The organism is Litchfieldella rifensis, from assembly GCF_042646605.1.
Lineage (GTDB): Bacteria > Pseudomonadota > Gammaproteobacteria > Pseudomonadales > Halomonadaceae > Litchfieldella > Litchfieldella rifensis.
The window spans coordinates 1-26,491 of sequence record NZ_JBHRUG010000009.1 but is presented as its reverse complement, the minus strand read 5'-3'; the positions used below and the strand labels follow the sequence as shown (position 1 = coordinate 26,491).

At 63.2% G+C, this 26,491-nt stretch carries 27 protein-coding genes; 8 read left to right on the top strand and 19 right to left on the bottom strand.

Annotation, left to right across the window (positions count from 1 at the left end):
* Positions 1–16: 16 nt before the first annotated feature.
* From tal to ACFOEV_RS03555, 11 genes are all read right to left on the bottom strand, one after another.
* Positions 17–976: a transaldolase gene (gene tal / locus ACFOEV_RS03605; RefSeq protein WP_386771689.1), complete on the bottom strand. Its 960-nt coding sequence runs from the start codon at positions 974–976 to the stop codon at positions 17–19.
* 27 nt (positions 977–1,003) lie between these two features.
* Positions 1,004–2,491 carry a xylulokinase gene (xylB, locus tag ACFOEV_RS03600; RefSeq protein ID WP_386771687.1) on the bottom strand — a complete coding sequence of 496 codons (1,488 nt, stop codon included), beginning with the start codon at positions 2,489–2,491 and terminating at the stop codon, positions 1,004–1,006.
* A gap of 63 nt (positions 2,492–2,554) precedes the next feature.
* Positions 2,555–4,030, bottom strand: a complete 1,476-nt coding sequence (locus ACFOEV_RS03595; protein ID WP_386771685.1) for a mannitol dehydrogenase family protein — start codon at positions 4,028–4,030, stop codon at positions 2,555–2,557.
* A gap of 143 nt (positions 4,031–4,173) precedes the next feature.
* The gene (locus ACFOEV_RS03590; RefSeq protein WP_386771683.1) at positions 4,174–4,797 is read right to left on the bottom strand and encodes a nucleoside triphosphate hydrolase; all 624 of its coding nucleotides are present in this window, start codon (positions 4,795–4,797) and stop codon (positions 4,174–4,176) included.
* A gap of 169 nt (positions 4,798–4,966) precedes the next feature.
* A complete protein-coding gene (locus ACFOEV_RS03585) occupies positions 4,967–5,743 on the bottom strand; it encodes an L-iditol 2-dehydrogenase (RefSeq protein WP_386771681.1) in 777 nt (258 codons plus the stop codon).
* Positions 5,744–5,790: 47 nt separating this feature from the next.
* The gene (locus ACFOEV_RS03580) at positions 5,791–6,477 is read right to left on the bottom strand and encodes an HAD family hydrolase (protein WP_386771679.1); all 687 of its coding nucleotides are present in this window, start codon (positions 6,475–6,477) and stop codon (positions 5,791–5,793) included.
* Positions 6,478–6,488: 11 nt separating this feature from the next.
* Positions 6,489–7,634, bottom strand: coding sequence for an ABC transporter ATP-binding protein (locus ACFOEV_RS03575; protein WP_386771677.1), 1,146 nt, complete (start codon positions 7,632–7,634; stop codon positions 6,489–6,491).
* Between the two features lie 110 nt (positions 7,635–7,744).
* Positions 7,745–8,563: a carbohydrate ABC transporter permease gene (locus tag ACFOEV_RS03570; protein ID WP_386771984.1), complete on the bottom strand. Its 819-nt coding sequence runs from the start codon at positions 8,561–8,563 to the stop codon at positions 7,745–7,747.
* Between the two features lie 100 nt (positions 8,564–8,663).
* Positions 8,664–9,554 carry a carbohydrate ABC transporter permease gene (locus tag ACFOEV_RS03565; protein ID WP_386771675.1) on the bottom strand — a complete coding sequence of 297 codons (891 nt, stop codon included), beginning with the start codon at positions 9,552–9,554 and terminating at the stop codon, positions 8,664–8,666.
* A gap of 70 nt (positions 9,555–9,624) precedes the next feature.
* Entirely contained in the window at positions 9,625–10,941 is a 1,317-nt protein-coding gene (locus ACFOEV_RS03560; RefSeq protein WP_386771673.1) for an ABC transporter substrate-binding protein, read from the bottom strand.
* 173 nt (positions 10,942–11,114) lie between these two features.
* Positions 11,115–12,071, bottom strand: coding sequence for a sugar-binding transcriptional regulator (locus ACFOEV_RS03555; protein WP_386771671.1), 957 nt, complete (start codon positions 12,069–12,071; stop codon positions 11,115–11,117).
* Between the two features lie 276 nt (positions 12,072–12,347).
* Here ACFOEV_RS03555 and ACFOEV_RS03550 point away from each other — a divergent pair, with 276 nt between their 5' ends.
* The 6 genes from ACFOEV_RS03550 (at position 12,348) to ACFOEV_RS03525 (ending at position 16,346) form a co-directional block, all read left to right on the top strand.
* Positions 12,348–12,713, top strand: coding sequence for a hypothetical protein (locus ACFOEV_RS03550; RefSeq protein WP_386771669.1), 366 nt, complete (start codon positions 12,348–12,350; stop codon positions 12,711–12,713).
* 199 nt (positions 12,714–12,912) lie between these two features.
* Positions 12,913–13,944, top strand: a complete 1,032-nt coding sequence (locus tag ACFOEV_RS03545; RefSeq protein ID WP_386771667.1) for an ABC transporter substrate-binding protein — start codon at positions 12,913–12,915, stop codon at positions 13,942–13,944.
* Positions 13,941–14,690, top strand: a complete 750-nt coding sequence (locus tag ACFOEV_RS03540) for an ABC transporter permease (protein WP_386771665.1) — start codon at positions 13,941–13,943, stop codon at positions 14,688–14,690. The genes ACFOEV_RS03545 and ACFOEV_RS03540 overlap by 4 nt, the downstream gene beginning before the upstream one ends.
* Positions 14,683–15,453, top strand: a complete 771-nt coding sequence (locus ACFOEV_RS03535) for an ABC transporter ATP-binding protein (protein ID WP_386771663.1) — start codon at positions 14,683–14,685, stop codon at positions 15,451–15,453. The genes ACFOEV_RS03540 and ACFOEV_RS03535 overlap by 8 nt, the downstream gene beginning before the upstream one ends.
* Before the next feature lie 96 nt (positions 15,454–15,549).
* Positions 15,550–15,936 carry a hypothetical protein gene (locus ACFOEV_RS03530; protein ID WP_386771661.1) on the top strand — a complete coding sequence of 129 codons (387 nt, stop codon included), beginning with the start codon at positions 15,550–15,552 and terminating at the stop codon, positions 15,934–15,936.
* Positions 15,937–15,962: 26 nt separating this feature from the next.
* The gene (locus tag ACFOEV_RS03525; RefSeq protein ID WP_386771659.1) at positions 15,963–16,346 is read left to right on the top strand and encodes a c-type cytochrome; all 384 of its coding nucleotides are present in this window, start codon (positions 15,963–15,965) and stop codon (positions 16,344–16,346) included.
* Between the two features lie 424 nt (positions 16,347–16,770).
* On the opposite strand, the gene ACFOEV_RS03520 is transcribed toward ACFOEV_RS03525, so the two are convergent.
* The 8 genes from ACFOEV_RS03520 to ACFOEV_RS03485 all read right to left on the bottom strand — a co-directional run bounded on the left by ACFOEV_RS03520 (position 16,771) and on the right by ACFOEV_RS03485 (position 24,734).
* Positions 16,771–17,583: an ABC transporter permease gene (locus ACFOEV_RS03520; protein WP_386771657.1), complete on the bottom strand. Its 813-nt coding sequence runs from the start codon at positions 17,581–17,583 to the stop codon at positions 16,771–16,773.
* Positions 17,580–18,377 carry an ATP-binding cassette domain-containing protein gene (locus tag ACFOEV_RS03515; protein WP_386771655.1) on the bottom strand — a complete coding sequence of 266 codons (798 nt, stop codon included), beginning with the start codon at positions 18,375–18,377 and terminating at the stop codon, positions 17,580–17,582. Before ACFOEV_RS03515 ends, ACFOEV_RS03520 begins: the two co-directional genes overlap by 4 nt.
* Positions 18,367–19,335 (bottom strand): PQQ-dependent catabolism-associated beta-propeller protein, encoded by a 969-nt coding sequence (locus ACFOEV_RS03510; protein ID WP_386771653.1) that lies wholly within the window; start codon positions 19,333–19,335, stop codon positions 18,367–18,369. The genes ACFOEV_RS03515 and ACFOEV_RS03510 overlap by 11 nt, the downstream gene beginning before the upstream one ends.
* A gap of 47 nt (positions 19,336–19,382) precedes the next feature.
* Positions 19,383–20,642, bottom strand: coding sequence for an ABC transporter substrate-binding protein (locus ACFOEV_RS03505; protein WP_386771651.1), 1,260 nt, complete (start codon positions 20,640–20,642; stop codon positions 19,383–19,385).
* A gap of 38 nt (positions 20,643–20,680) precedes the next feature.
* Positions 20,681–21,325 carry a hypothetical protein gene (locus ACFOEV_RS03500; protein ID WP_386771649.1) on the bottom strand — a complete coding sequence of 215 codons (645 nt, stop codon included), beginning with the start codon at positions 21,323–21,325 and terminating at the stop codon, positions 20,681–20,683.
* Positions 21,318–22,181 (bottom strand): quinoprotein dehydrogenase-associated putative ABC transporter substrate-binding protein, encoded by an 864-nt coding sequence (locus ACFOEV_RS03495; RefSeq protein ID WP_386771647.1) that lies wholly within the window; start codon positions 22,179–22,181, stop codon positions 21,318–21,320. The genes ACFOEV_RS03500 and ACFOEV_RS03495 overlap by 8 nt, the downstream gene beginning before the upstream one ends.
* Positions 22,182–22,256: 75 nt before the next feature.
* Positions 22,257–22,775 carry a c-type cytochrome gene (locus ACFOEV_RS03490; RefSeq protein ID WP_386771645.1) on the bottom strand — a complete coding sequence of 173 codons (519 nt, stop codon included), beginning with the start codon at positions 22,773–22,775 and terminating at the stop codon, positions 22,257–22,259.
* A 132-nt stretch (positions 22,776–22,907) separates the two neighbouring features.
* Complete coding sequence (locus ACFOEV_RS03485; RefSeq protein ID WP_386771643.1) at positions 22,908–24,734, bottom strand: methanol/ethanol family PQQ-dependent dehydrogenase; 1,827 nt, start codon at positions 24,732–24,734, stop codon at positions 22,908–22,910.
* Between the two features lie 391 nt (positions 24,735–25,125).
* Between ACFOEV_RS03485 and pqqA the strand changes: the two genes are divergently transcribed.
* Positions 25,126–25,197 carry a pyrroloquinoline quinone precursor peptide PqqA gene (gene pqqA, locus ACFOEV_RS03480; RefSeq protein ID WP_092569372.1) on the top strand — a complete coding sequence of 24 codons (72 nt, stop codon included), beginning with the start codon at positions 25,126–25,128 and terminating at the stop codon, positions 25,195–25,197.
* Positions 25,198–25,293: 96 nt separating this feature from the next.
* Positions 25,294–26,223, top strand: a complete 930-nt coding sequence (pqqB, locus tag ACFOEV_RS03475; protein WP_386771641.1) for a pyrroloquinoline quinone biosynthesis protein PqqB — start codon at positions 25,294–25,296, stop codon at positions 26,221–26,223.
* Positions 26,224–26,491: the final 268 nt, after the last annotated feature.

Below are 26,491 nucleotides of genomic sequence, written 5' to 3'. Positions count from 1 at the left end.
ACAGCCTAGGCTGCCATCATAGCGACGTCAGCCGCTCGGCAATGCGTTCCTCGAGCTTCGCCTGGTCGTCGGCGAAGCGGCGGATGCCCTCGGGCAGCTTGTCGTTGGCCATGGCGTCGCGGTTATGCTCCCAGCGGAACGCGGGTTCGGTCAACGGTACCGGGCGCTTGTCGCTGGGGGCTGGGAACACCACCTTGGGCTCCATATCTCCCTCGTCGGCGGCCAGCTCCTCGAGCAGTGCCGGGGAGATGGTCAGGCGGTGGCACCCCGCCAACGCCAATATCTGGCCGGTGGTGCGGAAGCTCGCTCCCATCACCACAGTGTCGTAACCGCCCCGGCCGGCCCGTTCACAGACCTTGCGCACGAACAGTACACCGGGATCCTCCTCCGGCGTGTACTCCTGGCCGGTCTCCTTCTTGTACCAATCGGTGACCCGGCCGACGAACGGTGAGACCAGGAACACCCCGGCATCGAAGCAGGCCTGGGCCTGGGCTTCGCTGAACAGCAGCGTCAGGTTGCAGTTGATGCCTTCCTTTTCCAGTACCTCGGCGGCACGGATGCCTTCCCAGGTCGAGGCTAGCTTGATCAGCACCCGATCGCGGCCGACGCCGCGGCGTTCATAGAGTTCGATCAGTTCGTGGGCCTTGGCGATGCTGGCCTGGGTGTCGAAGGACAGCTTGGCGGCCACCTCGGTGGATACCCGCCCCGGAACCAGTTTGGTGATCTCGCAACCCTTGGCCACCGCGAGGCGATCCACGGCATGCTCGGCCTGGACTTGCAGGTCGCCACCCTCGACCTTGACTGCCGCCAGTTCCTCATCGATCAGGGCTTGATAGTCGGGCAGGTCGAAGGCCTTGAGCAGCAATGAGGGGTTGGTGGTGGCATCCTGGGGGCGATAGCGACGAATGGCATCGAGATCGCCGGTGTCGGCGACTACCAGGGAATGACGTTTGAGTGCATCGAGTCGGGTCGTCATAAACCAGCTCCTAAACAAGACGTGGATTCAGACCGGAATGCCATGCCGCTCGGCGAGCGCCTGACGATAACGCGCATAGACCTCGTGGTAGGCCTCGACATGCGCAGGCGCGGGGTTGGCCAGCGAACGCTCGTCGAGCCGTACCAGATGCGCGCATAACGCCTCGAGCGAGGTCGTGGCGTTCCGGTCACACCAGGCCGCCTGCAGGGCGGCGCCCAGCGCCGCGGCATCGGTAATCTCGGGACAGATGACCTGGGTCCCGGTGACATCGGCGACCATTTGACGCCACACAGGGCTCTTGGCTCCACCACCGATCAACCGGATCTGACTGGCACCCTTGGCCAAGTCACCGAGCAGTTCGAGACCATAGCGCATGCCGAAGGTCGCGCTTTCAACCACCGCACGGCACAAGTTGGCCTGGGTGGTGTTGACGCTGGTCAATCCCAGAAAGCTGGCTGAGGCATGTGGCAAGGCCGGTACCCGCTCGCCATTGAAGAACGGCAGAATCGTAACACCCTCCGCCCCGATCGGGGCACTGGCGAGTCGTTCTCCGAAGGCAATCAGATCGAGTTCGAACAGCTCACGTACCCGCGTAGTGGCCGAGGTGACGTTCATGGTGCAGATCAGCGGCAGCCAGCCACCGCTGCTGGCACAGAAGCTGGCGACCATGGCGCTCTCGGCCCGCACCGGCTCGGCGGAATAGGCACACACCGTGCCCGAGGTGCCCAGGCTCAGGGTGACCAGCCCCGGGACGATGTTGCCGGTGCCGATGGCCCCCAGCATATTGTCGCCGCCACCACTGGCGACCAGCACGCCATCGGCGAGCCCCAGCTCGCGGGCCAGTTCGGGGCGCACCACCCCGGCCGGCTCGTGGGATTCTATCAAGCGCGGCAATACGCGTTCGGCATCCAGCTCCGGGGCGATCTCACTGAACACGTCGTGGCGCCAGTGCCGTGCCATCGTGTCGAAATAGCCGGTGCCCGAGGCGTCGCCGGCCTCGGCGACACGCTCGCCGGTCAGCCAGAAGTTCAGGTAATCGTGGGGCAACAACACACTGTCGACGCGGCGATAGGCGTCGGGATGGGTGTCGCGCAGCCAGGCCAGCTTGGACGCGGTATAACCGGTCTGCAGCACCAACCCCAGCTTGTCCAGGCACCCCGCCTCCCCGCCGAGCCGCTCGACCAGGGCGGCATTGTGCACCGCCGTTTCGGTATCGCACCACAGCTTGGCCGGATGTACCGGCTCGCCCCGAGCATCCAGCGCCACCAAGCCATGCTGCTGACCGGACACGCCGATGGCACGGATCGCACGGGTATCGATTCCAACCTTCGCCACCACCTCGTGAAAGGCGCCACGAAAGGCCTCCAGCCAATCGCTGGGCTGCTGCTCGCGGCAGCCGTTGTCGCCCTCGATCAAGCGGTGGGGACGGCTGGCCTCACCCAGGATCATGCCTCCCTCGACATCGACCACCACCACCTTGGTACTCTGGGTGCCGCAATCAACCCCGATATACATTTAACGTTCCTCTTTCCGGGCGCGATCCGTCATGCTCGCGGTCATGACGATGGTGTAACAAGCCTAGCACCTGACCAAGGCCTCGATGGTGGCACGCGCGCCCTTGTGGTGCAGGCTGTCCAGCGCGTCAAGATAAGCCCGACGAAAGCGTGCCTCTTCGCTCAGGTCGCCGAACAGCTCGCGGTTGTCGATAAAGGCGGTGGGACGGGTGCGATTGTCGGCGGCAATCGTCATCAGTTGCTCCTTGAGGCGATCGACCACCTCGATCGGCTTGCCCTGCTCGTCGACGCCCTCGGCGTAGCGCGCCCAGCTCGCTACCACCGCGGCGGCACGCTGGATCTCGCCGCCTCGGGCGAGCTGCTCGCGGATCACCGGCAACAGCCACTTGGGGATGCGATCCGAGCTCTCGGCACACAGCCGTGCCAGGGTGTCCTTGATTTCGGGATTGGCGAAACGCTGGATCAGTGTGTGGCGGTATGCCTCGAGGTCCACCCCCGGTACCGGGGCCAGGGTCGGGGAGCCCTCGAGGGTCATGTAGTCGAGCAGGAAGTCGACGAACAGCGGATCCTGGCAAACCTCATGGGCGTAACGGTAACCGGCCAGATAACCGAAGTAGCACAGCGCCTGGTGGCTGGCGTTGAGCAACCGCAGCTTCATCAGCTCGTAGGGGCCGACGTCGTCGACCACCTGCACGCCGACCGTCTCGAAGGCCGGGCGCCCGGCGGCGAAACGATCCTCCAGCACCCACTGGGTGAAGGGCTCGCAGACCACCGGCCAGGCATCCTCGACGCCAAAGCGACTGGCGAGTTCCTCGATATCCGTGCCGGCAGTCACTGGAGTGATGCGATCGACCATCGAGTTGGGAAACGGCACCTCGTCCTCGATCCGGGCCCCGAGTTCGGCGTCTCGGCGCCGGGCGAAGGCGGTGAACATGTGGCGAGCGACCTCGCCGTTGCCCTGGATATTGTCGCAGGACATCACCGTAAACGGCGGGATGCCTCGCTCGAAGCGGCGCTTGAGCGCCTCGGTGATCAGCCCGAAGGTGGTCTTCGGCGCCTCCGGATGTTCCAGGTCGTGGCGGACGTCGGCATTATCGAAGTCGAACTCGCCACTCACCGGATGGAAATTGTAGCCGCCCTCGGTGACCGTCAGCGAGACGATGCGAATGGCCGGATCGGCCATCGTCTCGATCACTGCCTGTGGGTCGTCCGGGGCGAACCGGTAATCGACGAGCGAGCCGATCACCCGAGCGTCATAGCGGCCATCGGGATGCTTGACCACCAGGGTGTAGAGGTGGTCCTGGGTGGCCAGCACTTCCTGCATGCGACGATCGCCCGGCATTACGCCGACGCCGACGATGCCCCAGTCCAGTGCCTGGCCGCGGCTCATCAGGTCGTCCAGGGTCATCGCCTGGTGGGCACGGTGAAAGCCGCCGACGCCGAAGTGGACGATTCCCGGTGTCACGCTACGACGATCGTATGCGGGAATGACGACCCTGGGATCGAGCTTGTCCAGGTTATCGTTGTTGAGAGCGGTCATGAGGGCACTCCTTGCCGCAAGCGGCAATAAAAATGACTAAGAAAAAACAGAGTGTTCAGGAGTCGCTGACTGAAGCGACGAGCGGACCCAGTGCAGTCCACAATGAAGCAATGGCGCCGCAAGGGTATTCAGTTCGCTCTTCCCTAGCGCCAGATCACATCGGGCTCGACCGATCTCGTCTTGATCAGGCGAGCATTGAGCATGTCCTTGTGACGAGCACGCTCCATGGCTCCCTGCTGGTCCTGCCCCATTCCCAGCCAGCGTTGGATCAGGCGCGCCTCGAGCACTTCGTCAGGCACCTCGAGGAACAGCGTCATGTCGAACAGCTCACGTAGTGCTGGCCAGGGGTCTTGATCCAGCAGCAGGTAATTGCCCTCGACGATGACGATGCGATGCTCCAACGTAATCAGACGACCACTGGCACGAGCCAAATCCAGTGGACGGTCGAATACCGGCACGGCAACGACTCGATCGGCGCGGCGGATACGCTCGAGATCGTGCTTGAGGCCATCAGGGTCGAAGGTCTCGGGAGCCCCCTTGATCGGCAGCAGCCCCTGGGGCTCGAGGATGGCGTTGTCGAAGTGATAGCCGTCCATCGGTACCACGGAGGCAATGCCAGGCTGGCGGTCGTTGAGTTCCCGGCACAGCCATTCCGAGAGAAACGACTTGCCTGCCCCGGGCGGTCCCGCCAAGGCCACGATGAAGCGTTGACGATTCCCCGCCGCCTCCAGAATGCGCACTGCCATATCATGAATGTTAGGGTTCATTGTTGTTGCTCTCGTCAATGTCTCGCGTGGGCAAAAAATCGCCGAGCGGGATGAAGCGCAAGGCGCACGGAGCGCAGGAACCGGAGCATATGGGGTATATGTGAGGATTCCGACCGGGCTGGCGCACCAGCACCGCGCAACGCAGCGATTCGCCCGCACAGGCATTTTTTCAGCTCATCCAGTTGCCGCCGTCCACGTTCAGCGTCTGGGCGACCATGTAGTCGCTGTCGCTGGAGGCGAGGAACACGGCGGCCCCGGCATGATCCTCGGGACGCCCCATGCGCCCATAGGGCACGGCTTCACCGACCAGGCGTTTCTTTTCGCCAAGGGGCCGGTTCTCGTAGCGGGCGAACAGCGCATCGACCTCGTCCCACATCGGGGTGTCGACCACACCCGGCGAGATGCCGTTGACGTTGATGCCGTGCTTGATCAGCGCCAGGCCCCAGGATTGGGTCAGGCTGATCACCGCCGCCTTGCTGGCGCAGTAGACACTGACCAGCGGTTCGCCACGGCGACCGGCCTGCGACGACACATTGATGATCTTGCCGCCCTGACCGCGCTCGACCATGGACGTTGCCACCGCCTGGAGAGTAAAGAAGAGCCCCTTGGTATTGACGGCAAACTGCTTGTCGAAACTCGCCTCGGTCACCTCCAGCACCGGCGCCATATCGAAGATCGCGGCGTTGTTGACCAGGATATCGATCCCCCCGAAACGCTGGGTCACCTCGTGCACCAGGGCATCCACGGAAGCGCGGTCGCAGACATCGAGGCGGATGCCCCGGACGCGTTCGTCGCCAGCGAGCTGTGCCACGGCCTCGTCGATGGCGGCGGCGTCGATATCGGCGACCACCACCCGAGCACCCTCAGCGAGATAGCGTTCGGCGATGGCCAGGCCGATGCCCCGCGCGCCGCCGGTGATCACGGCAACCTTGTCTGTCAGTTTCATGCTGTTGTCCTGTGTGTCGTTCGATGGTTTGGATGGCATTAGAGCGATCAGTCGTCGACGGCCGGCTCGCGGGTTTCTCGCCAGTGCTGCACCAGCTCCCTCAGGCCACGCATATGCGGCAGCACCCGCCAGGCACCGGCCGCCAGCAGTCGGTCACCCTGTCCCGCCGCGACATGGCTGGCGCCGGTGAAGCCGATCACCGTCATGCCGGCGGCATGGGCGGCGGTGACACCGGAGACGCTGTCCTCCACTACCAGGCAGTCACTGGGGGCACAGCCCAGGTGGCTGGCGGCCAGGCGGTAGACCGCCGGGTCGGGTTTGGGGTGGGCGACCTGGTCGGCGGTGAACACCGGCGCTCCATTCAGCCTGGTATCCAGTCCGGTGGTTGCCAGCGAGGCGAGGACGCGCTGCCGGCGGCTGTTGGAAACCACCGCCAGGGGCACCCCCAGGGTGGCGATGGCCTCGGCCACGCCGTCGACGGCACGCAGTTCCCTGACCAGACGGGCCTCGATTTCGTCATCGATGCGCTCCAGAGCATCCTCCGGCAGATGGTGGCTGCTGCCGCGCTCGATATGGGCAAGGATGTTGGCCGTGGTCATGCCCAGTGCCTGACGCAGCGCTTCTTCGGGATGGATGTCCGGCAGCCACTGGCCGAGGCGTTGGATCAGAGTGGCCTCGGCGATGGCCTCGCTGTCCACCAGCACGCCATCGCAGTCGAAGATCAGGGTTTCCATGGAGGCTCCCTTCAGTGGTCGCTGGCTTCGGAGGACATCCGGTTGTCCTGGCGGCGCAAGCTGGCCAGGGGGTGTTGCTCAAGACTGGGCAAGGCCAGGCCGTCGCTGTCGAAGAGATGGGCGCGGCCCGGTTCGAAGCCGAAGCGCACCTTGTCATGCACACGGTGTGCGACATCGCCATCGGCCATGATGGTGACCACCAGCTCGCCCATCTGGACATACAGCGAGGTCTGGCCGCCCAGGCGCTCGAGGACCTGGATCTCACCCGTCAGCGGCCCCTCGTCGTCGAGCATCAGGTGCTCGGGGCGAATCCCCAGCTCCAATGAAGCGCCGGCATGCTGGTCCTCACCTTCCACCGGCACCCGGGTGACAGCGCCGCCGGGCAAGCGGACGCTGACACCCTCGGTACCGGTCTCGACGACCTGGACATCGAGGAAGTTCATCTTCGGCGAGCCGATGAACCCGGCCACGAAGCGGTTGCGCGGGTGGTGATAGAGCTCCATCGGCGAGCCCACCTGCTCGACCACCCCGCCCTGCAGCACCACGATCTTGTCGGCCATGGTCATGGCTTCGATCTGGTCGTGGGTGACGTAGATCATGGTGGCATCGAGTTCCTCGTGGAGGCGCGCCAGCTCGATGCGCATCTGCACGCGCAGCGCCGCGTCGAGGTTGGAGAGCGGCTCGTCGAACAGGAAGATGCTGGGATTGCGCACGATGGCGCGGCCGATCGCCACGCGCTGGCGCTGGCCGCCGGACAGGGCCTTGGGCTTGCGGTCCAGCAGCGGCTCGAGCTGCAGGATGCGTGCCGCCTCGCGGACCTTCTCGCGGCGCTCGGCCTTGGGCACCCCGGCCAGGCGCAGGCTGAAGCCCATGTTGTCCTCGACGGTCATGTGCGGGTAGAGCGCGTAGCTCTGGAACACCATGGCCAGGCCACGCTCGGCGGGGCCGATATCATTGATGCGCTTGCCATCGACCAGCACATCGCCGGAGGAAGCGCTCTCGAGCCCGGCGATGATGCGCAGCAGGGTCGACTTGCCGCAGCCGGAGGGACCGACGAAGACCACGAATTCCCGATCGTTGACATCCAGGTCGACTCCCTTGATGACCTGGGTATCGTCGAAGTTCTTGACGACCTGTTTGAGTTGAAGCGTTGACATGATGGAATCCTCGTTATTTGACGGCGCCGAAGGTCAGGCCGCGAACCATCTGTTTCTGTATTTATGCGAGAGCGCCAGCCGACATTCGGCTGTTCGGCATCGTCGAAAGCCTATTTCACCGCGCCGAAAGTCAGACCACGGACCATTTGTTTCTGGGTCAGCCAGCCGAACACCAGGATCGGCGCGATGGCCATGGTCGAGGCGGCGGAGAGCTTGGCCCAGAACAGCCCTTCGGGGCTCGAGAAGGAGGCAATATAGGCGGTCAGCGGTGCCGCCTGGGAGGAGGTCAGGTTGAGGCTCCAGAAGGCCTCGTTCCAGCTCAGGATGACCGCCAGCAGACCGGTGGAGGCGATGCCCGGCAGGGTCAGCGGCAGCAGCAGGTACCAGACCTCCTGCAGGGTCCCGGCGCCATCCATGCGCCCCGCCTCGAGGATGTCCTTGGGCAGATCCTTGAAGAAGGTGTAGAGCATCCATACCACGATCGGCAGGTTCATCAGCGTATAGACGATGATCAGCCCGGTGCGGGTATCGAGCAGGCCGATGTCGCGGAACAGCAGGTAGATCGGCACCAGCACCCCTACCGGCGGCAGCATCTTGGTGGAGAGCATCCACAGTAGGGTGCCCTTGGTCCGCTTGGTGGGCAGGAAGGCCATGGAGTAGGCCGAGGGGATGGCGATCAACAGTGCCAGCAGGGTCGAGCCGAAGGACACAACCACGCTGTTCAGGGCGAACTTGAAGTAATCCGCACGCCCTTGCACCGTGGCATAGCTGTCCAGGGTCGGCGAGAAGAACAGGCTGGGTTCGGCGATGGCCGCCGCCTCGGTCTTGAACCCGGTCAAGACCATCCAGAAGATGGGAAAGAAGATCACCCCGGCGATCGACCAGCCCAGCACCGTCAGCCACAGCTGTCTGGTGCTTGCGGCCGTCATCAGCGGCTTTTTCTGCACCCGCCCGACGGACGCCAGTCCATCGCTCGGGGCAGCACTGAGTTGCTTGCTTCTTGCAGTCGTCATGAGAGGCTCCCCGGCGCTAGCTTTCCAGATTCTTGGCCACCATCCGAACCAGGAAGATGGCGACGATATTGGCCAGGATGATGGCGATCACCCCGCCTGCGGAGGCGGTCCCGACATCGAAGTCGAGCAGCGCCCGGATATAGATCAGATAGGCCAGGTTGGTGGTGGCCAGCCCCGGCCCACCGGAGGTGGTGACGAAGATCTCGGCGAAGATGGTCAGCAGGAAGATCATCTCGATCATGATCACCACGCTGATCGCCCGCTTGAGGTGCGGCAGGGTGATGAAGAAGAACACCGCGATAGGGCCCGCCCCGTCCATGCGCGCGGCCTCCACCTGGTCGTCGTCCAGCGACTGCATGGCGGTGAGCAGGATCAGCAGTGCGAACGGCAGCCATTGCCAGGAGACGATGATGATGATCGAGGTCAGCGGCAGCGACGAGAACCAGTCCAGCGCCGGCAGCCCGACCAGCTCGGCGAGCCAGGACAACACCCCGTTGGCGGGGTGCATCATCATGTTCTTCCACACCAGGGCACTGACGGTGGGCATGACGAAGAACGGTGAGATGGCCAACACCCGTGCGATGCCCCGCCCCAGGAACTCCTGCTGGAAGAGCACCGCCAGCAGGGTGCCGCCGACCACGGTGATCACCAGCACCCAGCCGACCATCAGCAGGGTGGTGCCCATGGCCGACCACAGTGCCGGGTCGGTGAACAGGTATTCGTAGTTTTCCAGCCCGGCAAAACCGGTCATGCCAGGCATCAACAGGTTGTAGCGCTGGAGCGAGAACCACACGGTCATGGCCAGGGGCACCAGCATCCACAACAGCAGCAGGGTGACGGCGGGCGCTTGCAGCGACAGGGTACGCAGACCCCCGACGGTACGCCCGGAAGCTCTTGTATTGTTCATGATCTTGCCCACGAAGATTGGCGAAGGGTGGGAGCCTGGCCGGGGGCATGCCCCGGCCAGGCGAGTCGGATCAATCCAGGTAGCCAGCGCGTTTCATGGTCCGTTCAGTGGCCATTTGCGCGGATTGCAGGGCCTGTTCGACCGTGTTGTCCCCGGCCAACGCCGAGGCCACCATCTGGCCGACCTGGGTGCCGATCGACTGGAACTCGGGGATGCCCACGAACTGCACGCCCTTATAGGGGCTGGGCTCCAGCGTCGAGTCGGTGGGATCGGCGTCGCGGATGGCATTGAGCACGAAGTCGGCGAAAGGTGCCGCCTGCTGGTACTGCTCATTGGCGTAGGTGGACTCCCGGGTACCCGGCGGTACGCTGGTCCAGCCCTGGGTCTCGCCGACCAGCGTGACGTACTCCTGCGAGGTCGCCCAGGTGATGAAAGTCTTGGCCGCTTCCTGCTTCTCCGAGGAGGTCGGTATGGCCAAGGCCCAAGACCACAGCCAATGCGAGCCCTTGGGTGTTTCAGCAACCGGCGCCGGGGCGAAGCCCAGCTTGTCGGCGACCTGCGACTCGTTGGTGTCATAGAGCTTGCCTGCCGCCGAAGTGGCATCGACCCAGATGGCGCAATTGCCACGCGAGAACAGCGCCAGGTTCTCGTTGAAACCGTTGGAAGTGGCGCCGGGAGGGCCGTAATTGTTCAGCAGGTCGACATAGAAGCTGATCGCTTCCTGCCAGGCCTCGGAATCGAGCTGAGGATTCCAGTCCATGTCGAACCAACGCCCGCCATAGGTGTTGACCAGGGTGGAGACGAACGCCATGTTCTCCCCCCAGCCCGGCTTGCCACGCAGGCAGATGCCGTAGGTCTGTTCCTGGGGGTTGTGGAGCTTCTCGGCCCAGCCACGCACCTCTTCCCAAGTCGGCTGTTCGGGGACCTCGATGCCGGCGGCGTCGAAAAGATCCTGGCGATAGAACATCATCGAGCTTTCGCCATAGAACGGCAGCGCATGCAGGGTGCCGTTCTGGCTCAGGCCATCGCGGACCGACGTGAGCAGGTCGTCGACCTGGTAGCCCTCAGGCAGGTCGTCGAGGGGCGTCAGCCAGTCGCGTTCGGCCCAGATGGGTACCTCATAGGTGCCGATGGTCATCACATCGAACTGGCCGCCGCCGGTGGCGATATCAGTGGTCAGGCGCTGACGCAGCACGTTCTCCTCGAGAATCACCCAATTCAGTTCGACATCCGGATGCGCCGCCTCGAATTCGTCGGTCAGGCTCTGCATGATGACCATGTCGTTGTTGTTGACCGTGGCCACGGTGATGGTTTCGGCATAGGCCGCCGTAGCGGTGGCGCCGACGGCCGCGATGCCGGCAAGGGGGAGTGCTCTTGTGAGCTTCATCAGTTGGCTCCTTTGGAGGCTTGCCCTGTATTCGGACTTGGCGTTGTTGTAGAAAGCCGGATTCTTGTTTTGATCAATTTACTCATTGATCGATCAAATGATCGGACAGAGGCCGCAAAAAAGCAAAGGAATGGGCATTAGACTTTATGCCTATTCCTTGAAGGATCTCGTCGCTAGGGAGTCTCGGAATCGATGATATAGCGTGCCGCTTGCTCGTCAGTGACCAGGCCCTTGAGCCAGCCACCGCGCAGGGCCGCGAGAATGGCCGGCCCCTTGTCGCGACCGCCGGCCAGGGCCACCAGCAGCCGATCGCGAAACATCTCCAGCGGCAGGCTGGTGACGCGGCGGGTGATGGAGCACTCGATGACCTCGCCGTCACGGTTCAACGGCCAGCCCAGCAACTCGCCAACCGCCTCCCTGCTCAGCAACTCGTCGAGCTCCGCCTCGCTGATGAAGTGATCCTGGAACAGGGTCGCCTGCCGGTCGATGCGACCCACCCCGATGAAGGCTGCCTCGGCTTCCTTGGCGACCTCGGCGATGGCCTGGAACAGTCGCTGGCCGAGCATGGCTTCCTTTTCCTCAACCGAGCCGGCCACCACCGGCGCCGGCAGCAGGAAGCGTTCCCCACCGGTCTTGTCGGCCAGCACCATGACCCCGTCGTAGCGGTTCGCGGAACCATCGCGGGCGACATTGCCGACCAGCGACACGAAACGGTGTTGGGGCCGGTCGATCCGGCTCAAGGATTCCACCATGGCACGTATCGAGCGCCCGGTTCCCAGTGACAGGGTCAAGGGTTCGGAGCGATCCAGATAGCGGGAAAGCCGCTCGGCCCCAGCCACGGCCAGGTAATGGGCGCTGCTGTCGGCGGCATCGGGGTCGGCGGGGACGACATCGCAGAATTCCAGCCCGAAACGCTGGAGGATGGCATCCGACATCACCATGCAGTTGGAGAGCGGGTGATCGATGTGCACCTTGACCAGCCCTTCCTGGCGCGCCAGGGCCAGCAGACGCTGTACACCGGGTCGCGATACGCCGAGCTGGCTGGCGATCTCGTCCTGGGTGCGTCCACCGACATAGGATAGCCAGGCCGCACGTGCCGCCTGGTCCAGTTTCAACTCGAACTTGTCCACGTGGCCAGATCGTTCCAGGTTGCATTCGATGCCAGGAATCATCGCAAGCAAGGTGGTGATACACAATACATCGGCCTAACATGGATACCCACCCCGAGCCTCGGGACATGTCGCGAGACAGCGACCTATTGTCGCAACCCCCGGCGATCCCGCCACCTTCCGTGAACCAAGTCGTACCCGAAGGCTCCAAGGGGCACTCGCTTCGGCCAAGCGATGTCTCAGCCGGAGAAGGCACACCAACGCCCGTTACGATCTCGGGCAGGGGAGCGACAGACAATGACAGATCCACGCCACGACCAACAGCGCAACGCCGCCTGGCGGGCAGCCCAGCAATGGCGGGAACGGGCATCCCAGGCACGCCCCTCGCAGGGCATGAATGGCTTCAAGCTGATCCTGACCTGGCTGCTGTTCGGCGTGATGATGATCGTCGGCACCGTGCTGGGGCTGTTCTTCCTGCTGATCGGCTGGGCGATGCTGCCGTTCCTGCGCTATCGCATGAAGAAGCGCATGGAGCAGATGCGCGCCCAGCAGGCCGAGGACATCGGCAGCGGCTTTCATTCGCGGCAAGGCCACGGGCATCGCCGGCAACAGGACGTGCTGGAGGGGCAGTATGAAGTGAAGGACGACGACCGTCACCATTAAGCCTTGTGTCTCTCCGGGATTGGCCAGCGGCATACGAACGAATAATACAGTTCATGCTTTCGTCCCCTTGCAAGATGCAAGGCGTAAATCAATGATATAGCAGGTTCTCTTCCAACACTCGAGGCACAACAAGAACCGCGCCGGTTAACCTGCCTCACGCATCGTTCGGTGACCGGCCAGCGATATCGGAGCCTGCTGCATGCCTTATCCCCGCCTCCCGCCATCGCTGGCAGCGACCCGGTCGCAACGCCGTTACCGACGCTACCTGGCCGGCATCATCATGCTTGTGCTTTGCTGGTTCGGCGCCATGGCGGCCCAGGCGCAGACGTTGCGGGTCGGTGTGCTGCAGTTCGGCACCGTCAATTGGGAACTGGAAGTGGTCAAGACACATCGCTTGCTGGAACGCCATGGCGTGGCGCTCGAGGTGGTGCCACTGGCGTCGGAGAATGCATTGGCCGTCGCCTTGCAGGGGGGTCGCGTCGACCTGATCGTATCCGACTGGCTATGGGTCGCGCGCCAACGGGAGACCGGGCACGCTTACCAGTTCGCCCCCTATTCACTATCGGTCGGCGCCGTCATGGCCGACCCGTCGACCGGTATCGACGAGGTCGAGGACCTGAGAGGCCATAAGCTGGGCATCGCCGGTGGACCGGTCGACAAAACCTGGATCCTGCTACGGGCCTATGCCCGGAAAGTCGCCGGCCTGGATCTCGAGACCGCCGTCGAGCCGACCTATGCCGCGCCGCCGATGATCAATGCGCTCATGCTCGACGGCCGCTTGCCCGCGGCGGTCAATTTCTGGCACTACAACGCCCGACTCGAGGCCCAGGGCCTGCAACCGCTGGTGACCGTCGAGCGGATGCTCGAAGAACTCGGCATCGACCCGGTGCCACCGCTGCTCGGCTGGGTCTTCGCCGAGGACTGGGCGGAAAAGAATGGCGAGGCGTTACGCCATTTCCTGGAGGCCACCTACCAGGCCAAGGCAATCCTCGCCGCCGATGACACAGCCTGGGAGCCATTGCGCGGTCTCGTCAAACCGGAAAACGAACCCATGTTCGCTGCGCTCAAGGCCGGCTATCGTGCCGGTATCCCCAAGCGCTATGGCGACGCCGAAATCGCCGCCGCACAGCGGCTGTTCCAGGTTCTGGCCTCGGAAGGGGGTGGCACCCTCACGGGAAATGTGCGACGCCTGACAACGGACGTGTTCTGGGATGGTTTCCGCTTGCCATGAGGTTCCATCACTGGCTGCTACGCGGCGCCTCGTTGCTGGGCCTGATCCTGCTCTGGGCCATCGTGGCGTCGATCGCCGACACCCCGGTACTGCCCTCGCCTCAACAGGTGCTGGCCAGCGCCTGGCAGCATAGCCTGAGTGGCGAGTTGCCCTTTCACCTCTCGACCACCCTGGCCCGGGTGTTGGTGAGTTTCGTGCTGGCCATGAGTATCGGCACGGCCATCGGCATCGCCATGGGCCGTTACCGGCAACTGGACATCGCCCTGGATGGGGCGCTGATCCTGGGCCTGAACATCCCGGCGTTGGTGACCATCATCCTGTGCTACATCTGGTTCGGGCTGACCGATGTCGCCGCGGTCGTCGCGGTCGCGTTGAACAAGATTCCTACCGTCGTGGTCACCGTGCGGGAAGGGGCCCGCGCGGTGGATCTGCGTCTGCTGGCGGTGGCCCAGGCCTATCGTTTGCCGCCATGGCGCAAGCTGTGGAAGGTCTACCTTCCCCAGTTGTACCCCTACCTGATGGCTGCGGCACGCGGCGGCCTGGCACTGATCTGGAAGATCGTGCTGGTGGTGGAGTTGCTCGGACGCAGCAATGGCGTCGGCTTCCAGTTGTACAGCTACTATCAGTTCTTCGATATCACCAGCATCCTGGCCTATACCCTGGCCTTCGCCGCCGTGGTGTTGCTGGTCGAGGCGCTGATCATGCGCCCCCTGGAAAGCCGACTGACGAGGTGGCGCGATGGCTGACCTGGAGGTTCGCGTCCACGAGAAACGCTTCGGCGAGGCGATCATCCTTCGCGAGCTTGCCTTCAGCGCTCGGCGCGGCGAGTTCCTGGCGCTGGTCGGTCCCTCGGGGGTAGGGAAAAGCACCCTGTTGAACCTGATCGGCGGGCTCGACACTCACTTCGAGGGGTCGATTCACTGGAATGGCGCGCCTCTGTACCGGCGTGGCCAGTCCCCCGAGCGGCTGGGGATGATGTTTCAGGAACCGCGCCTGATGCCCTGGCTGAGTGCCCTCGACAATATCCGCCTGGTGTTGACCGACCCCGCAACCGAAGGGGCACGAGCACGAGCCTTGTTGCGGGAAGTCGGGCTAGGCCATGCGCTCGACACCTGGCCCAACCAGCTTTCGGGTGGCATGCAGCGCCGTGTGGCCCTGGCGCGCGCCTTCGCGGTCGCTCCCCGACTACTGTTGATGGACGAGCCTTTCGTCTCGCTGGACATGCCGACCGGCAACCGGTTGCGCGAATCGCTGCTGGAGTTGTGGCAACGCGACCGACCGTTGGTGCTGTTCGTGACCCATGACCTGCGCGAAGCGCTTGCGCTGGCCGACCGCGTGCTGTTCCTGTCCGCGCCACCGGCCCGGATCCTGCTGGACTATCGCGTACCCATGGAGCGCCCCCGGCACCTGGAAGGTTCAGCCATCGCCGCGCTTCAGGAACAACTGTTCGCCCGTCACCCCGACCTCCTGTCCGGAGCGCTCGAACCTCCCGATGACTCACCTCCCTGAGGTTGGATGGCCGGTGGAAAATCCCCGACAAGTACCATAACTTAAACCAGTGAACCGCCGACCCTTCATCCGCCGGTCCCCTGCATGAGGTGGAACATGAACAATCACAAGACGTATTTCCCCGGTATGACCCTCCGTCGCCGAGCCGGCCTGACCCTGGGCGTGCTGGGCCTGGCCTGCTTGTTGTCGCCCATGGCCCTGGCAGAAGGCAACGACTATCCCACCGAAGCGAGGGTGGACTATGTGCTCGGCTGCATGGCGGCCAATGGCCAGGATTACCTGACCATGCAGAAATGCTCCTGCAGCATCGACGTGATCGCCGAGCTCATGCCCTACGACGACTATGAGGCGGTCAAGACCGTGCTGGCCATGCAGGACCAGCGCGGTGAGATCGGGGTGCTGTTTCGCACCGAACGTAGCATGCAGGAGGATGTGGAGCGCTTCCGGAGCGTGCAGGCCGAAGCCGACTTGCGCTGCTTCTGAGTGCCTTCTGCCAGGGATTTCACACCATGCGCGCCAGGCCACTGAGTATTTTCCTGCTTGTCCTTGCGGCAGGCGCCGGCGCCTCGTCCTGGGCGGAGGATGCCTCACTGGCGCAGGGTGAGCGGGTATTCCGTAACCAGTGCCAAGGCTGCCACTCGCTGGAGCCCGGCGTGCACATCGCCGGACCCAGCCTGCATGGCGTGGTGGGGCGTACCGCCGGTGCAGTCGATGACTTCGAGTACTCCCCGACCCTGCAAGACGCCCAACTGGTCTGGACACCCCAGACACTCGATCGCTTCCTCACCGCTCCCGACGACTTCCTCCCCGGCACCCGCATGGTGTTCTGGGGATTGGACGAAAGGTCCCGGCAGCAGGTGATCGAATTTCTGCAGCATGTTGGTGAACGGTAACGACTATTGCGCATGACCGCTCACAGGCTGGCGATGGCACATCGTTGTGTAGGAGCGGCTTTAGTCCGGGCGGCGTTCCGACGATGGAAGGTATCTCCCAAGCTGGATAGGGCACCGTATCCAGGTAGGAGTGGCTTCAGCCGCGATCCGGCCGTCAGGCCGGCCTAGTACCGTGTGCCACGGAGACAGGCAAATACCCCTCATCCGTATTTCGGCACAGAATAGAGAGATCTGGCATCACCTGAGCGTTGCCAAAACCATCGCGGCTAAAGCCACTCCTACGATAACCACCGTGGCCACCTGCAGGGCACTGTGGTGGATGTCGACAGCATATCCGAGAAGCGGCCGTGGCCGCTTGCAGGCATTGTGGCGGATGTCGGCACCGCTCCCGGGTAGGAGTGGCAGTGGCGAGTGAACACGGCGCTCACTCAGCGCCGGCTCCCCCCTTGCGCGCCATCATCCCGCGGGCCGGGTTATAGGCCAGGATCGCCAGGCCAAGCAGCACCACCGTGGTCGCCACGACGATCAGCGTCGCCCCGGCGTTGAAGCGCTCGTACATCGCGAAGCGAATCATTTCCACGGCATAGGTGAAGGGATTCAGCGCGGCGATCTGATAGACCAGGTAGCTGCCCTCGCGAATGCGCCACAAGGGATAAAGCGCCGAGGACAGGAAGAACATCGGGAAGATCACGAAATTCATGATGCCGGCGAAGTTCTCCAGTTGACGCACGAGGGTCGACAGCAGCATGCCCAGCGCTCCGACCATGAAGCCGGTCACGACCAGCACCGGCAGGATCAGCACATAGCCCATCAAAGGCGCCTGCACCCCGTAGAGGTAGGCGATCGCCAGAAACACATAGACCTGCACGATGGAAACCAGGGTCCCGGCCAGCAACTTGCAGATCAGCAGGTACCAGCGCGGAAAAGGGCTGACCAACAACACGCGCATGCTGCCCATCTCGCGGTCATAGACCATCGACAGCGAACTCTGCATGCCGTTGAAGAGCTGAATCATGCCCACCAGTCCCGGCACGATGTAGACCTCGTAGAGGATATAGGTCTGGTAGGGCTCGGTCATGGCCACGCCCAGTGCCATGCGAAAGCCGGCGGCGAACACGAACAGCCACACCAGCGGCCTGACCAGGGCGGCCACGAAGCGCGAGCGCTGGTGCACGAAGCGCAGCAGCTCACGACCGATGACACCGCGCAGGCAGTGTCCATAGGTCGCCAGGCTCATTGCGCCTCTCCTTCCGTCAGCCGGTCGAAGGCCTCACCGATCGAATCGGCCCGGGCCCGGGCCACGACATCGGCAACGCCCCCATCGGCGCAGATGCGACCATGGTGCAGCACGATCACGCGATCCTCGGGATAGACTTCATCGATCAAATGGGTGGCCCACAGTACCGCCACGCCCTGCTCGCGACTCAACCGATGAACATGCTCGACCAGCGCACGGCGCGAGGCGATGTCGAGCCCTACCGTGGGTTCGTCGAGCAGCAACAGGCGCGGCTCGTGCAGCAGGCCTCGCGCGATCTCCACGCGCCGGCGCTGGCCTCCGGACAGATGCCGTACCCGTAACCGCAGGCTGCCTTGCATTTCGAGACGAGTGAGTTGCTGCGAGGCCCGCCGGCGCGCCTCAGCCGGCGTCATCCCGTGCAAGGCGCCGTGATAGGCCAGGTTCTGCTTGACGGTGAGATCCAGATCCAGAGTGGGCTGCTGAAACACCACCCCCATCTGCGCGTGGGCCTGAACCGAGTGACGACGCAGATCGTAACCGCCGACCTGAATCTCCCCCTGACGATGGTCATAGAGTCGCGTGATCAAGGAAAACAGGGTGGTCTTGCCGGCCCCGTTGGGGCCGAGCAGCACCGCGAACTCCCCCGCCTTCAGCGCGAAGGACACCGACTCCAGCACCGGCTGGCCACTGTAGCTGAAGCTGAGGTCATGCACGCTCAAGGCAACCGGGGCATGCTGTTGCCCTGCGCCCACCTCCTCGGTAACGACTGACGGTGCTGCGGCATCACGGCTCAACGACTACCCCCCAAGGGAAGCGTCCTACGGGAATCGAGCGAATCGCCTCGAAGTCGTCGACTTCTATCACGGTGACATCGCCACTGACCCCATTGGTGGTGTACAGGCGGCTTTCATCGGCATTGAGTGCCAGGTGCCAGACCCGCTGTCCCACCAGAATATAGTCGAGCACTTCGTAGGTCTGCTGATCGATCATCGCAACCCGGTTCGAGGGCCCCAGCGCCACGAAGCCGTAGCGGCCGTCCGAGGTCAACGCCACGCCCACCGCCTGCACGGTTTCGCGCGGCACGCCCGGGACATCGAAGCGAATGGTGTGTTTGACGTCGAAGGAGTCCTGCATGTCGATGATCGATACCGTCGCACCGATTTCCGCCGACACCCAGGCCTCGCTTCCGTCATGGGTGAACTCGGCATGGCGCGGGCGGGCCCCCATCAGGCGATGGTAGACCGCCTCCATTTTCTCGAGATCGATGATATGCGCCATGTTTGAGGTTTCGGAGGTGGCGATCATCCATTTGCCGTCGGGACTGATTCCCAGCCCTTCGGGCTCGACCCCGACGGGAATCTCCGTGACCCGGGTGCGCCGCTCGTAATCCAGTACCGAGACGATATTGTCGTCCTCGTTCGATACATAGAGATAGGGCCGGTTGGGATCGACGCGGATCACCTCGGGATCCTCGCCTGACGCTTGACTGCGCACCACCTTCAGCGTCTCGAGGTCGATCATGTCGATCGCCTCGTCGTCACCCACTGCCACGAACAGTTCACTGGCATCCGGGGTGAAGACCATGGCCCGCGGTCGACGACCGACCTTGATGGTTTCGACCACTTCCAGCGTCTCGCCATCGATCACCGACACCGTGTTGTCCTTCTCGTTGGAGACGAAGATACGTTCGGCCTGAGCCGTGAGTGGCAGCACCAGTAGCGCGGCGAGAGCGAGACGTAGTCCTGTGTTCATCGGTGTCCTCCACCGGCCAGGCTCAAGAAGTCGATTGAATGACAGCGCTAGAAACGGCATTGCGATTCCCCTTCGTCAGCGCCCAGGGAGTCCAGTGGGGTGCGCGGATGCAGATAGCCCTCCTGGGGCGATACTGAAGCCACCATGCGCGGCCCGGTGACCAGAATCGGCTGGCGCAGCTGATGGTTCCAGGTACGGTAACTCACCGGTAGCCCCAGGTAGCCGGCCAGTTCAAACTCGTCGCTGAGCATGTAATCGAGAACCTCGTCACGCGCCACGGAGTCGGTCCTGGCCGTTGCTTCGCCCAGCGAGCGTACCGCCAGCCACGCGGCGAAGTCCCGAGGCGTCATCCAGCGATCGGCCAGTTCCTCGAAACGCCGCTGCAATTGAACGCCCCCCCACGACTCGTGAGCACGGTGCCAGGCGGTCGGCATCAGGCCCTGGGTACCGGCCACCGGGCGCGGCAGCCAGGTCTGGTAGGGGAAATACTCGCCGAAATAGTCGTTCTCGTCGGCAACGACGAGAACATCGTGCTCGGCAAAGTCCTGCACGAATACGGGGATCTCGCGCTGAATGGCATGAAAGCCCCCCTCGGCACGCCGTGCCATGGGATCGTAGGGCCACATCTTCTCGGCGACGATATCCTGGCCGAAGCGCGTGGCCGCCGCCCGCAGCGCCTCGGCCAGCAAGCGATCCTCCTCGGTATTGCCGTAGACCAGCGCCCAGCGGCCCCACTGCTTGTAGCCCAGGAACTGTGCCAGCGCATCGGCCAGCATGCGTCGGCTGGGGGTGGTGTGGAAAAGGTTCGGGCGGCAGGCCTCGCCACGTAGTGCGTTATCGGGCGCGGCGGTATTGAACACCACTCGGTCTTGCAGCGCCGGATCCTCCACGACCGCTTCCAGGGCCTCGCGGGGCAACCCACTGATGATCCACTCGGCGCCTTGGTCGAGAAGCTCATGCAGCCCCTCGCGTACGTCGCCATCGCGCGGCACGATCGCCTCGACGAGCACGAACTCCTGCCCCAGAAACTGGCCGGCGGCATTGTTGTCGCTGATCGCCAGGCGTGCCCCCTGCACGCCCTCGTCGTCGAGCACCGGATCGAGCACCGACAACGGCTCCAACTCAGCGTCTCGCTCCAGGCCCAGATAGCCCAGGGTGATGGTCTCGGTCACCTGGTCATTATCCTGAGCCCCCGCACCGCTCGACAGGCCAAATGCCGTCAATGCGCCCAGCAACAACAGTCCCGCTGTCCGACGTACCGCACTCAGGCCCGTATCGTCCCGGCCTTCATGATCGACCGTCTGCATGCTGATCCCCCACGTCCACTGGTTTATTCTTTCGCGGATCACATCTCCGCCCGGATCGCGCTCACCATCCGGCTCAGTTCCTCCTCGAGCAGGTAGGGTTTCTCGCAGAGTGCCGGCAGGGCTTGTTGGCGCATCTGGAAGGCCCGCTGCTCCCAGTGCAGTTCATTTTGCAGGCGCTCGATGTCGCTCGCGCTGGCCTCGTCCGAGTCGCGTTTGGCCTCCAACTCGTCGACCATGTCGGATACCCGCTCCAGACGCTTGACCTGTCCTCTGGCGGCACTGCGGATGTGCTCGATGATACGGCTGCGCTCCTGATTGAAGCGCTCGAACAGCCCGGCAAACAACAGGGTCAGGCGCTGCTCGTGATTGGAGTCCGCGTTGCTTGCCACCTGCGCGACGAAATCGCGTACCCGTTCGATGGCGTCGTCGCGCGGCGTCTCGCGAGAGGTCGCGAAACGCACCACACGCCCCACTTCCTCGTCCTCCCACCACTGCTGCTCGAGTTCCTCGGGAGACGGCCCGGTCCACATGGTGCCCCATGCCAAATCGGGAATCAGGCGCTGCACACAGGGCCAATCGGGCGGCCCGGTGGCGGCACGCTGTGCCTGGGCGCCAGAACTTCCCACGGCCAGCAGCATCAACGTCAGGACAATCCCCAGCCCCAAGGCACGCATCTCAGTCACGCTCGTTCTCCCCTGGCGAGGCGGTGGGATGAATCAGTTGGCCGTGCCGATCGAGCAGCGGCACATCGTAGTCGACCAGAATGGCGTTGATGTCATCCTGTCGGCGGTCGATGAAATCATTGAGCGTGTCCTTCCAGTGCGGCTCGCCGTGCCGCACCCCCATGGTAATGCGATATGCCAGGCGGGCGTCGGTAGTGTCATCGACGAGGGGAATCACCTTGAGTGGCGGCTCCTGACGCGCTGCGTAATACCCGGCGATCGGCCCCCATAGCACCGCTCCCTCGGTCACTCCGGCCGCGACATCCTTCACGGCGTTCCTGGCCGGCGTTCTGACCCGGGTATCGGTCTGCAGCACATATCCCTTGACTCTGGCACCGGCACGCCGCAGCGCCACCAAGGGGGGTGTCTCGGACACGACACCGATATACCGCCCTTTCAAGGCCACATCATCCAGGGAGGTCACTTCGAGGGACGAATCCTCGGGCACCACCAGCGAGTAGACCGATTGGTAATAGTCCTTGGTGTTCTGCACGAAGTCGTAGCCGGCGGCCACGCCGATGATCACGTCACAGATGCGCAGCTCCAGGGTATTACGCACGAACCCCATGATCTGAGGCGCCCACACATAGTCCAGGGACAGCCCCAGGTCATCGGCCATCAGTTCGGCGATGCGGTTCTCGAATCCCTCTCCCTGCTCGTTGGTGAACGGCAGGTTGTTGCCGTCGGCACAGACACGCAGTTGGTCGCGCTCCATCAGTTCCGGCACGTCGGCACGAGCCTCGCCGGTTGGCCCCCCCGCGCAAACGGCCAGGAGGCCAGCCACGACACCACCCAACAGCCACGGCTTGCCTCTCATACGCTCCTCCGCCCCCTGGCTGCCGAGCCCTCAAGGTTCAGATCTCGCTCTCGAGGGCCCGGAACGCCGGCGAGATTAATTGCCATCGTCGCTGTCTTGCTCCTCTCCGATAACCTTGGGACGTCCTCGTCCAATGTCCCCAGCGGCACGCGCCTTCATGTAGCTGTAGATGTTCTCGATGTTGCTCAGCACATATTCATCATCGGCGAAGGAAGGCATGACCCTGCCTGGCTGGATTTCCATGCCAGCGGCGATAGTCCTGGCAAACTCGGCAAAGGTACGACTCTGTGATTTCTTCATCAAACTGGGGGCAAAGGATGACCCCAGCCCATCGGGACCATGGCAAGCCATGCACGAACGGGTATAGGCAATGTAGCCGTCATAGGTACCCTGGTCGACCTTACCATCGACGACGGTATAATCGCCCGGCTCGGAACTAGCGGCGCCGTCTGCCGACTCCGCGGTTTGATCTTGTTCTTCCGCCTGTGCCGGCATCATCCCGCCTGCCGCAAGCAACAACATCCCCGTGGCACCAACAGCCACAAGCCAACGTGGTATCTGGGTCACAATCATTCGGCGTGCCTTTTCGGTCATTCGAACGAAACGCCCATGGGCCCATGGGCGCTGTTCGAGGTCATGGTTAGTGGAAAAAAGCGAAGGGTATGGGATGGCATGGGAACTCCGCCCCATGCCATCCCTGTTGCCATGTGTTGCACTCGACCGACATCAAGCGTCCGGCAATGCGAACACGGTCAAGTTGCCGCCCAGTTTGGTATAGTCATCGAGGGCGGAGAACACGCCCACCGCGCCCAGGCCTGCTTCGGGATCTTCCAGACCGGCCGCCAGACCAATGCCGGCCCAGCCACCGACGCCGGACAATACCGCTAGGTACTGCTTGCCTGCATGCTGGAAGGTGTTGATGTTGCCGATGATCCCCGAGGGTGTCTTGAAGCGCCACAACTCCTCTCCGGTCTCGATATCCACTGCCTTCACATACCCTTCCAGGGTGCCGTAGAAGGCCAGGTTCCCGGCTGTAGCCAGGGCACCGCTCCACACCGCAAAGCGCTCATCGACCTCCCACACGGTCTCACCTGCGACGGGGTCCCAAGCAATGAAGCTGCCCATGCGGCCTTCCATGTCACCATCCTGGGTCGGAGCGGGCATCATGGTCAGAGTGGCACCGACATAGGGCTGGCCGGCGACGTATTCGGTCTCGAAGGGTTCGTAGTTCATGCAGATGCGGTTGATACCGGCATAGATCAGCCCGGTTTCGGGTGAGTAGGCGCTTGGCTGCATGTTCTTGGCGCCCATGGCGGTGGGGCAGATGTCGGTGGTGTTGACATTGACCCCTTGCCGGAAGGTACTGAACTCCTCATTGACCACTGGCCGCCCGGTTTCCATATCATAGTGGCTCGCCCAGTTGGTTTCGGGCGCAAACTTCTCGGCCACCAGCAGTTCACCGGTTTCGCGATCGAGCAGGAAGCCGAAGCCGGTACGGTCGATAATCGCCAGGCCCTTGCGCTGCTCGCCATTGACCTCGACATCGATCAACTGGTTCTCATTGACGCCGTCGTAATCCCACTCGTCGAAAGGAACCTTCTGATAGACCCACTTGACCTGCCCGTTGTTGGGGTCACGGGCGAAGACTGTGATCGACCACTTGTTATCAGCGGGTTCACCATCGATGGTGCGCTGATCCGGGTTCCAGGTTCCGGGGTTGCCGGTGCCGTAATACACCAGGTCGAGCTCGGGATCATAGGTGATCCACCCCCAGGGAGCACCACCACCACGTTCCCATTCGCCTTCCGGCCAGGTGGAAACGCCCAGGTCCGCTTCACCGATCGGCTCTCCCATCATCATGGCGGTTTCCGGATCGAGGAGTACATCGTCGTCGGGACCATTGGAGTAGCCGCGCCACTCCATTTCACCGGTCTCGGCATTGTAGGCCGTCAAATGACCGCGGACACCGAACTCACCGCCACTGACGCCCACGAGCACCTTGTCATGCACCACCAGTGGTGACATGGTCATGGTTTCGCCCTTGGTATGGTCGCCATTGCTGGCTTCCCACAACAGCTCGCCCGTTTCGGCATCGAGAGCGATGACAGTGTTGTCGGCCTGGTTGAGGAATAGCCGCCCATCGGCATAGGCGAGCCCGCGGTTGACGGTATCGCAGCACATCACCGGGATGACGCGCGAATCCTGGTCCGGCTCGTAGCTCCAAACGATGCGCCCTTCGTCCTCGATGTCCAGGGCAAAGACCTTGTTGGGGAATGGGGTGTGGATATAAAGGCGACCATCCCCGACATACAGCGGGCCACCTTCATGGCCACGCAGGACGCCGGTGGAAAACTGCCACTGCGCGCGCAGGTCGCTGACGTTGTCGCGATTGATCTGATCCAGTTGGCTGTAGCGGTTTCCCTGATAGTTGCCAAGCTGTGTAGCCCATAGTTCTGGGTTTTGTTGTAGCTCAAGCTGATTCTGATTGGCTTGGGCTGCAGCAGCGGCCATGAGCCCTACCGCCGCTATGGCATAACTCATCTCCCGTAGCATGGCATTGTCTCCGATGTGCTGATGCTGCAGTGCCCGAGTCCGGATCACTGCAAGCTTGTAGTTGTTTGTTTTCCAGGCAGCGCATTAGAAGGTCTAGCACAAGATGGAACCTTGCACAGGCGTGGTCGGGGTCAATTCGATCGGCGCAAGGAGTCAAAAGACTTTTGCCTCCTGAACAACAATTATCGGGAGATCATCCATGCTGTACAGCAATGATCCCGCAACACATTGCTTCGTAAAGCTTTTGCAGAATCCGCTGGGGCTTGGTGCGTCATCTTGACCTCTTCGGCACAACGCACTAAGACTTAGGTTGAAAGGAAACCCTGTATCACAGTGCTGTACTACCTGAGGGATCGCCGCACCCGGCAATGCCATGACAGGAGAAAAATCTATGTGGACCAAACCGGCTTATACCGACCTGCGTCTTGGCTTCGAGGTCACCCTCTACATCGCCAACCGCTGAACGTCCGTTGCCCGTAAGACGCTCCGACATATGCTGCGGAGCGTCTTGCGTTTAGGAAAGTGGGAAGTGAGGCATTTCCAACAAGGATAACAAGGCATGCATGTCCTGGTTCTGGGCTCGGCGGCGGGAGGAGGGTTCCCGCAATGGAACTGCAACTGTCATAACTGCCATGGCCTGCGCCATGGGGAGTTGGTCGCGCGGGCACGGACCCAGTCGTCGATCGCGATCAGCAGCGACGGAGAACGCTGGCTGCTGTGCAACGCCTCGCCGGACATCCGTGCCCAGATCGCGGCCAACCGCGAACTCCACCCCAGGCACGGGCCCCGCGATACAGGAATCACGGGCGTCCTGCTGATCGACGGTCAGATCGATCATGCCACTGGCCTGCTGTCGCTGCGCGAGGGTTGTCCACTGGATGTGTGGTGCACGCCCAATGTGCATCAGGACCTGAGCACCGGCTTCCCACTCTTCCCCATGTTGACACACTGGCAAGGCGGGCTGCGCTGGCAGCCGATCGGGATCGACGAGGACCACTTGACGGCACGCTTTTCGGTTCCCGCCTGCCCGGCGCTGAACTTTACCGCCGTTGCCCTGCATAGCAATGCGCCCCCTTATTCACCACGCCGCGGCTCACCCACCGCGGGGGATAATATCGGCCTCTATATAGAGGACACCGTCGGTGGCGGTTCGCTATTCTATGCGCCAGGCCTGGGAAGGCTCGATGATGAGCTGCGCGCCTGGCTGGCGCGCGCCGATTGCGTGCTGGTGGACGGCACGCTGTGGCACGACGACGAGCTACAGCGGGCGGGGGTCGGGCAAGCGACCGGCACCGACATGGGGCATCTGGCACTGGCCGGCCCAGCGGGGCTGCTGGCCGCCCTGGACGAGCTGCCCCGCTCGATCCGGCGTATCCTTATCCATATCAACAATACCAACCCGATTCTCGACGAAACGTCAGCCCAGCGAGCCGAACTCGACACCAGGGGAATCGACGTCGCCTACGACGGCATGCGCCTTAGCGTGTGAACCCGGGCGCCCCTTTGCCGTCACATCTTCAGGCCCGCCGTGCGCTGACAGTTGCGGCAGTCGCGGCGCTTACCCCGGGAGACCTTCACCATGCCACCGCTCGAATCGCCACTCACGACGCCACCTCACTCAAGCGACGGGACAGAGGGCCGGGCGCTCGACCGCGACGCCTTTCGCGCCGCGCTGATGGCCAAGGGCGACTACTACCATATCCATCACCCCTATCAGGTCGACATGGCCGAGGGGCGCGCCACCCCCGAGCAGATCC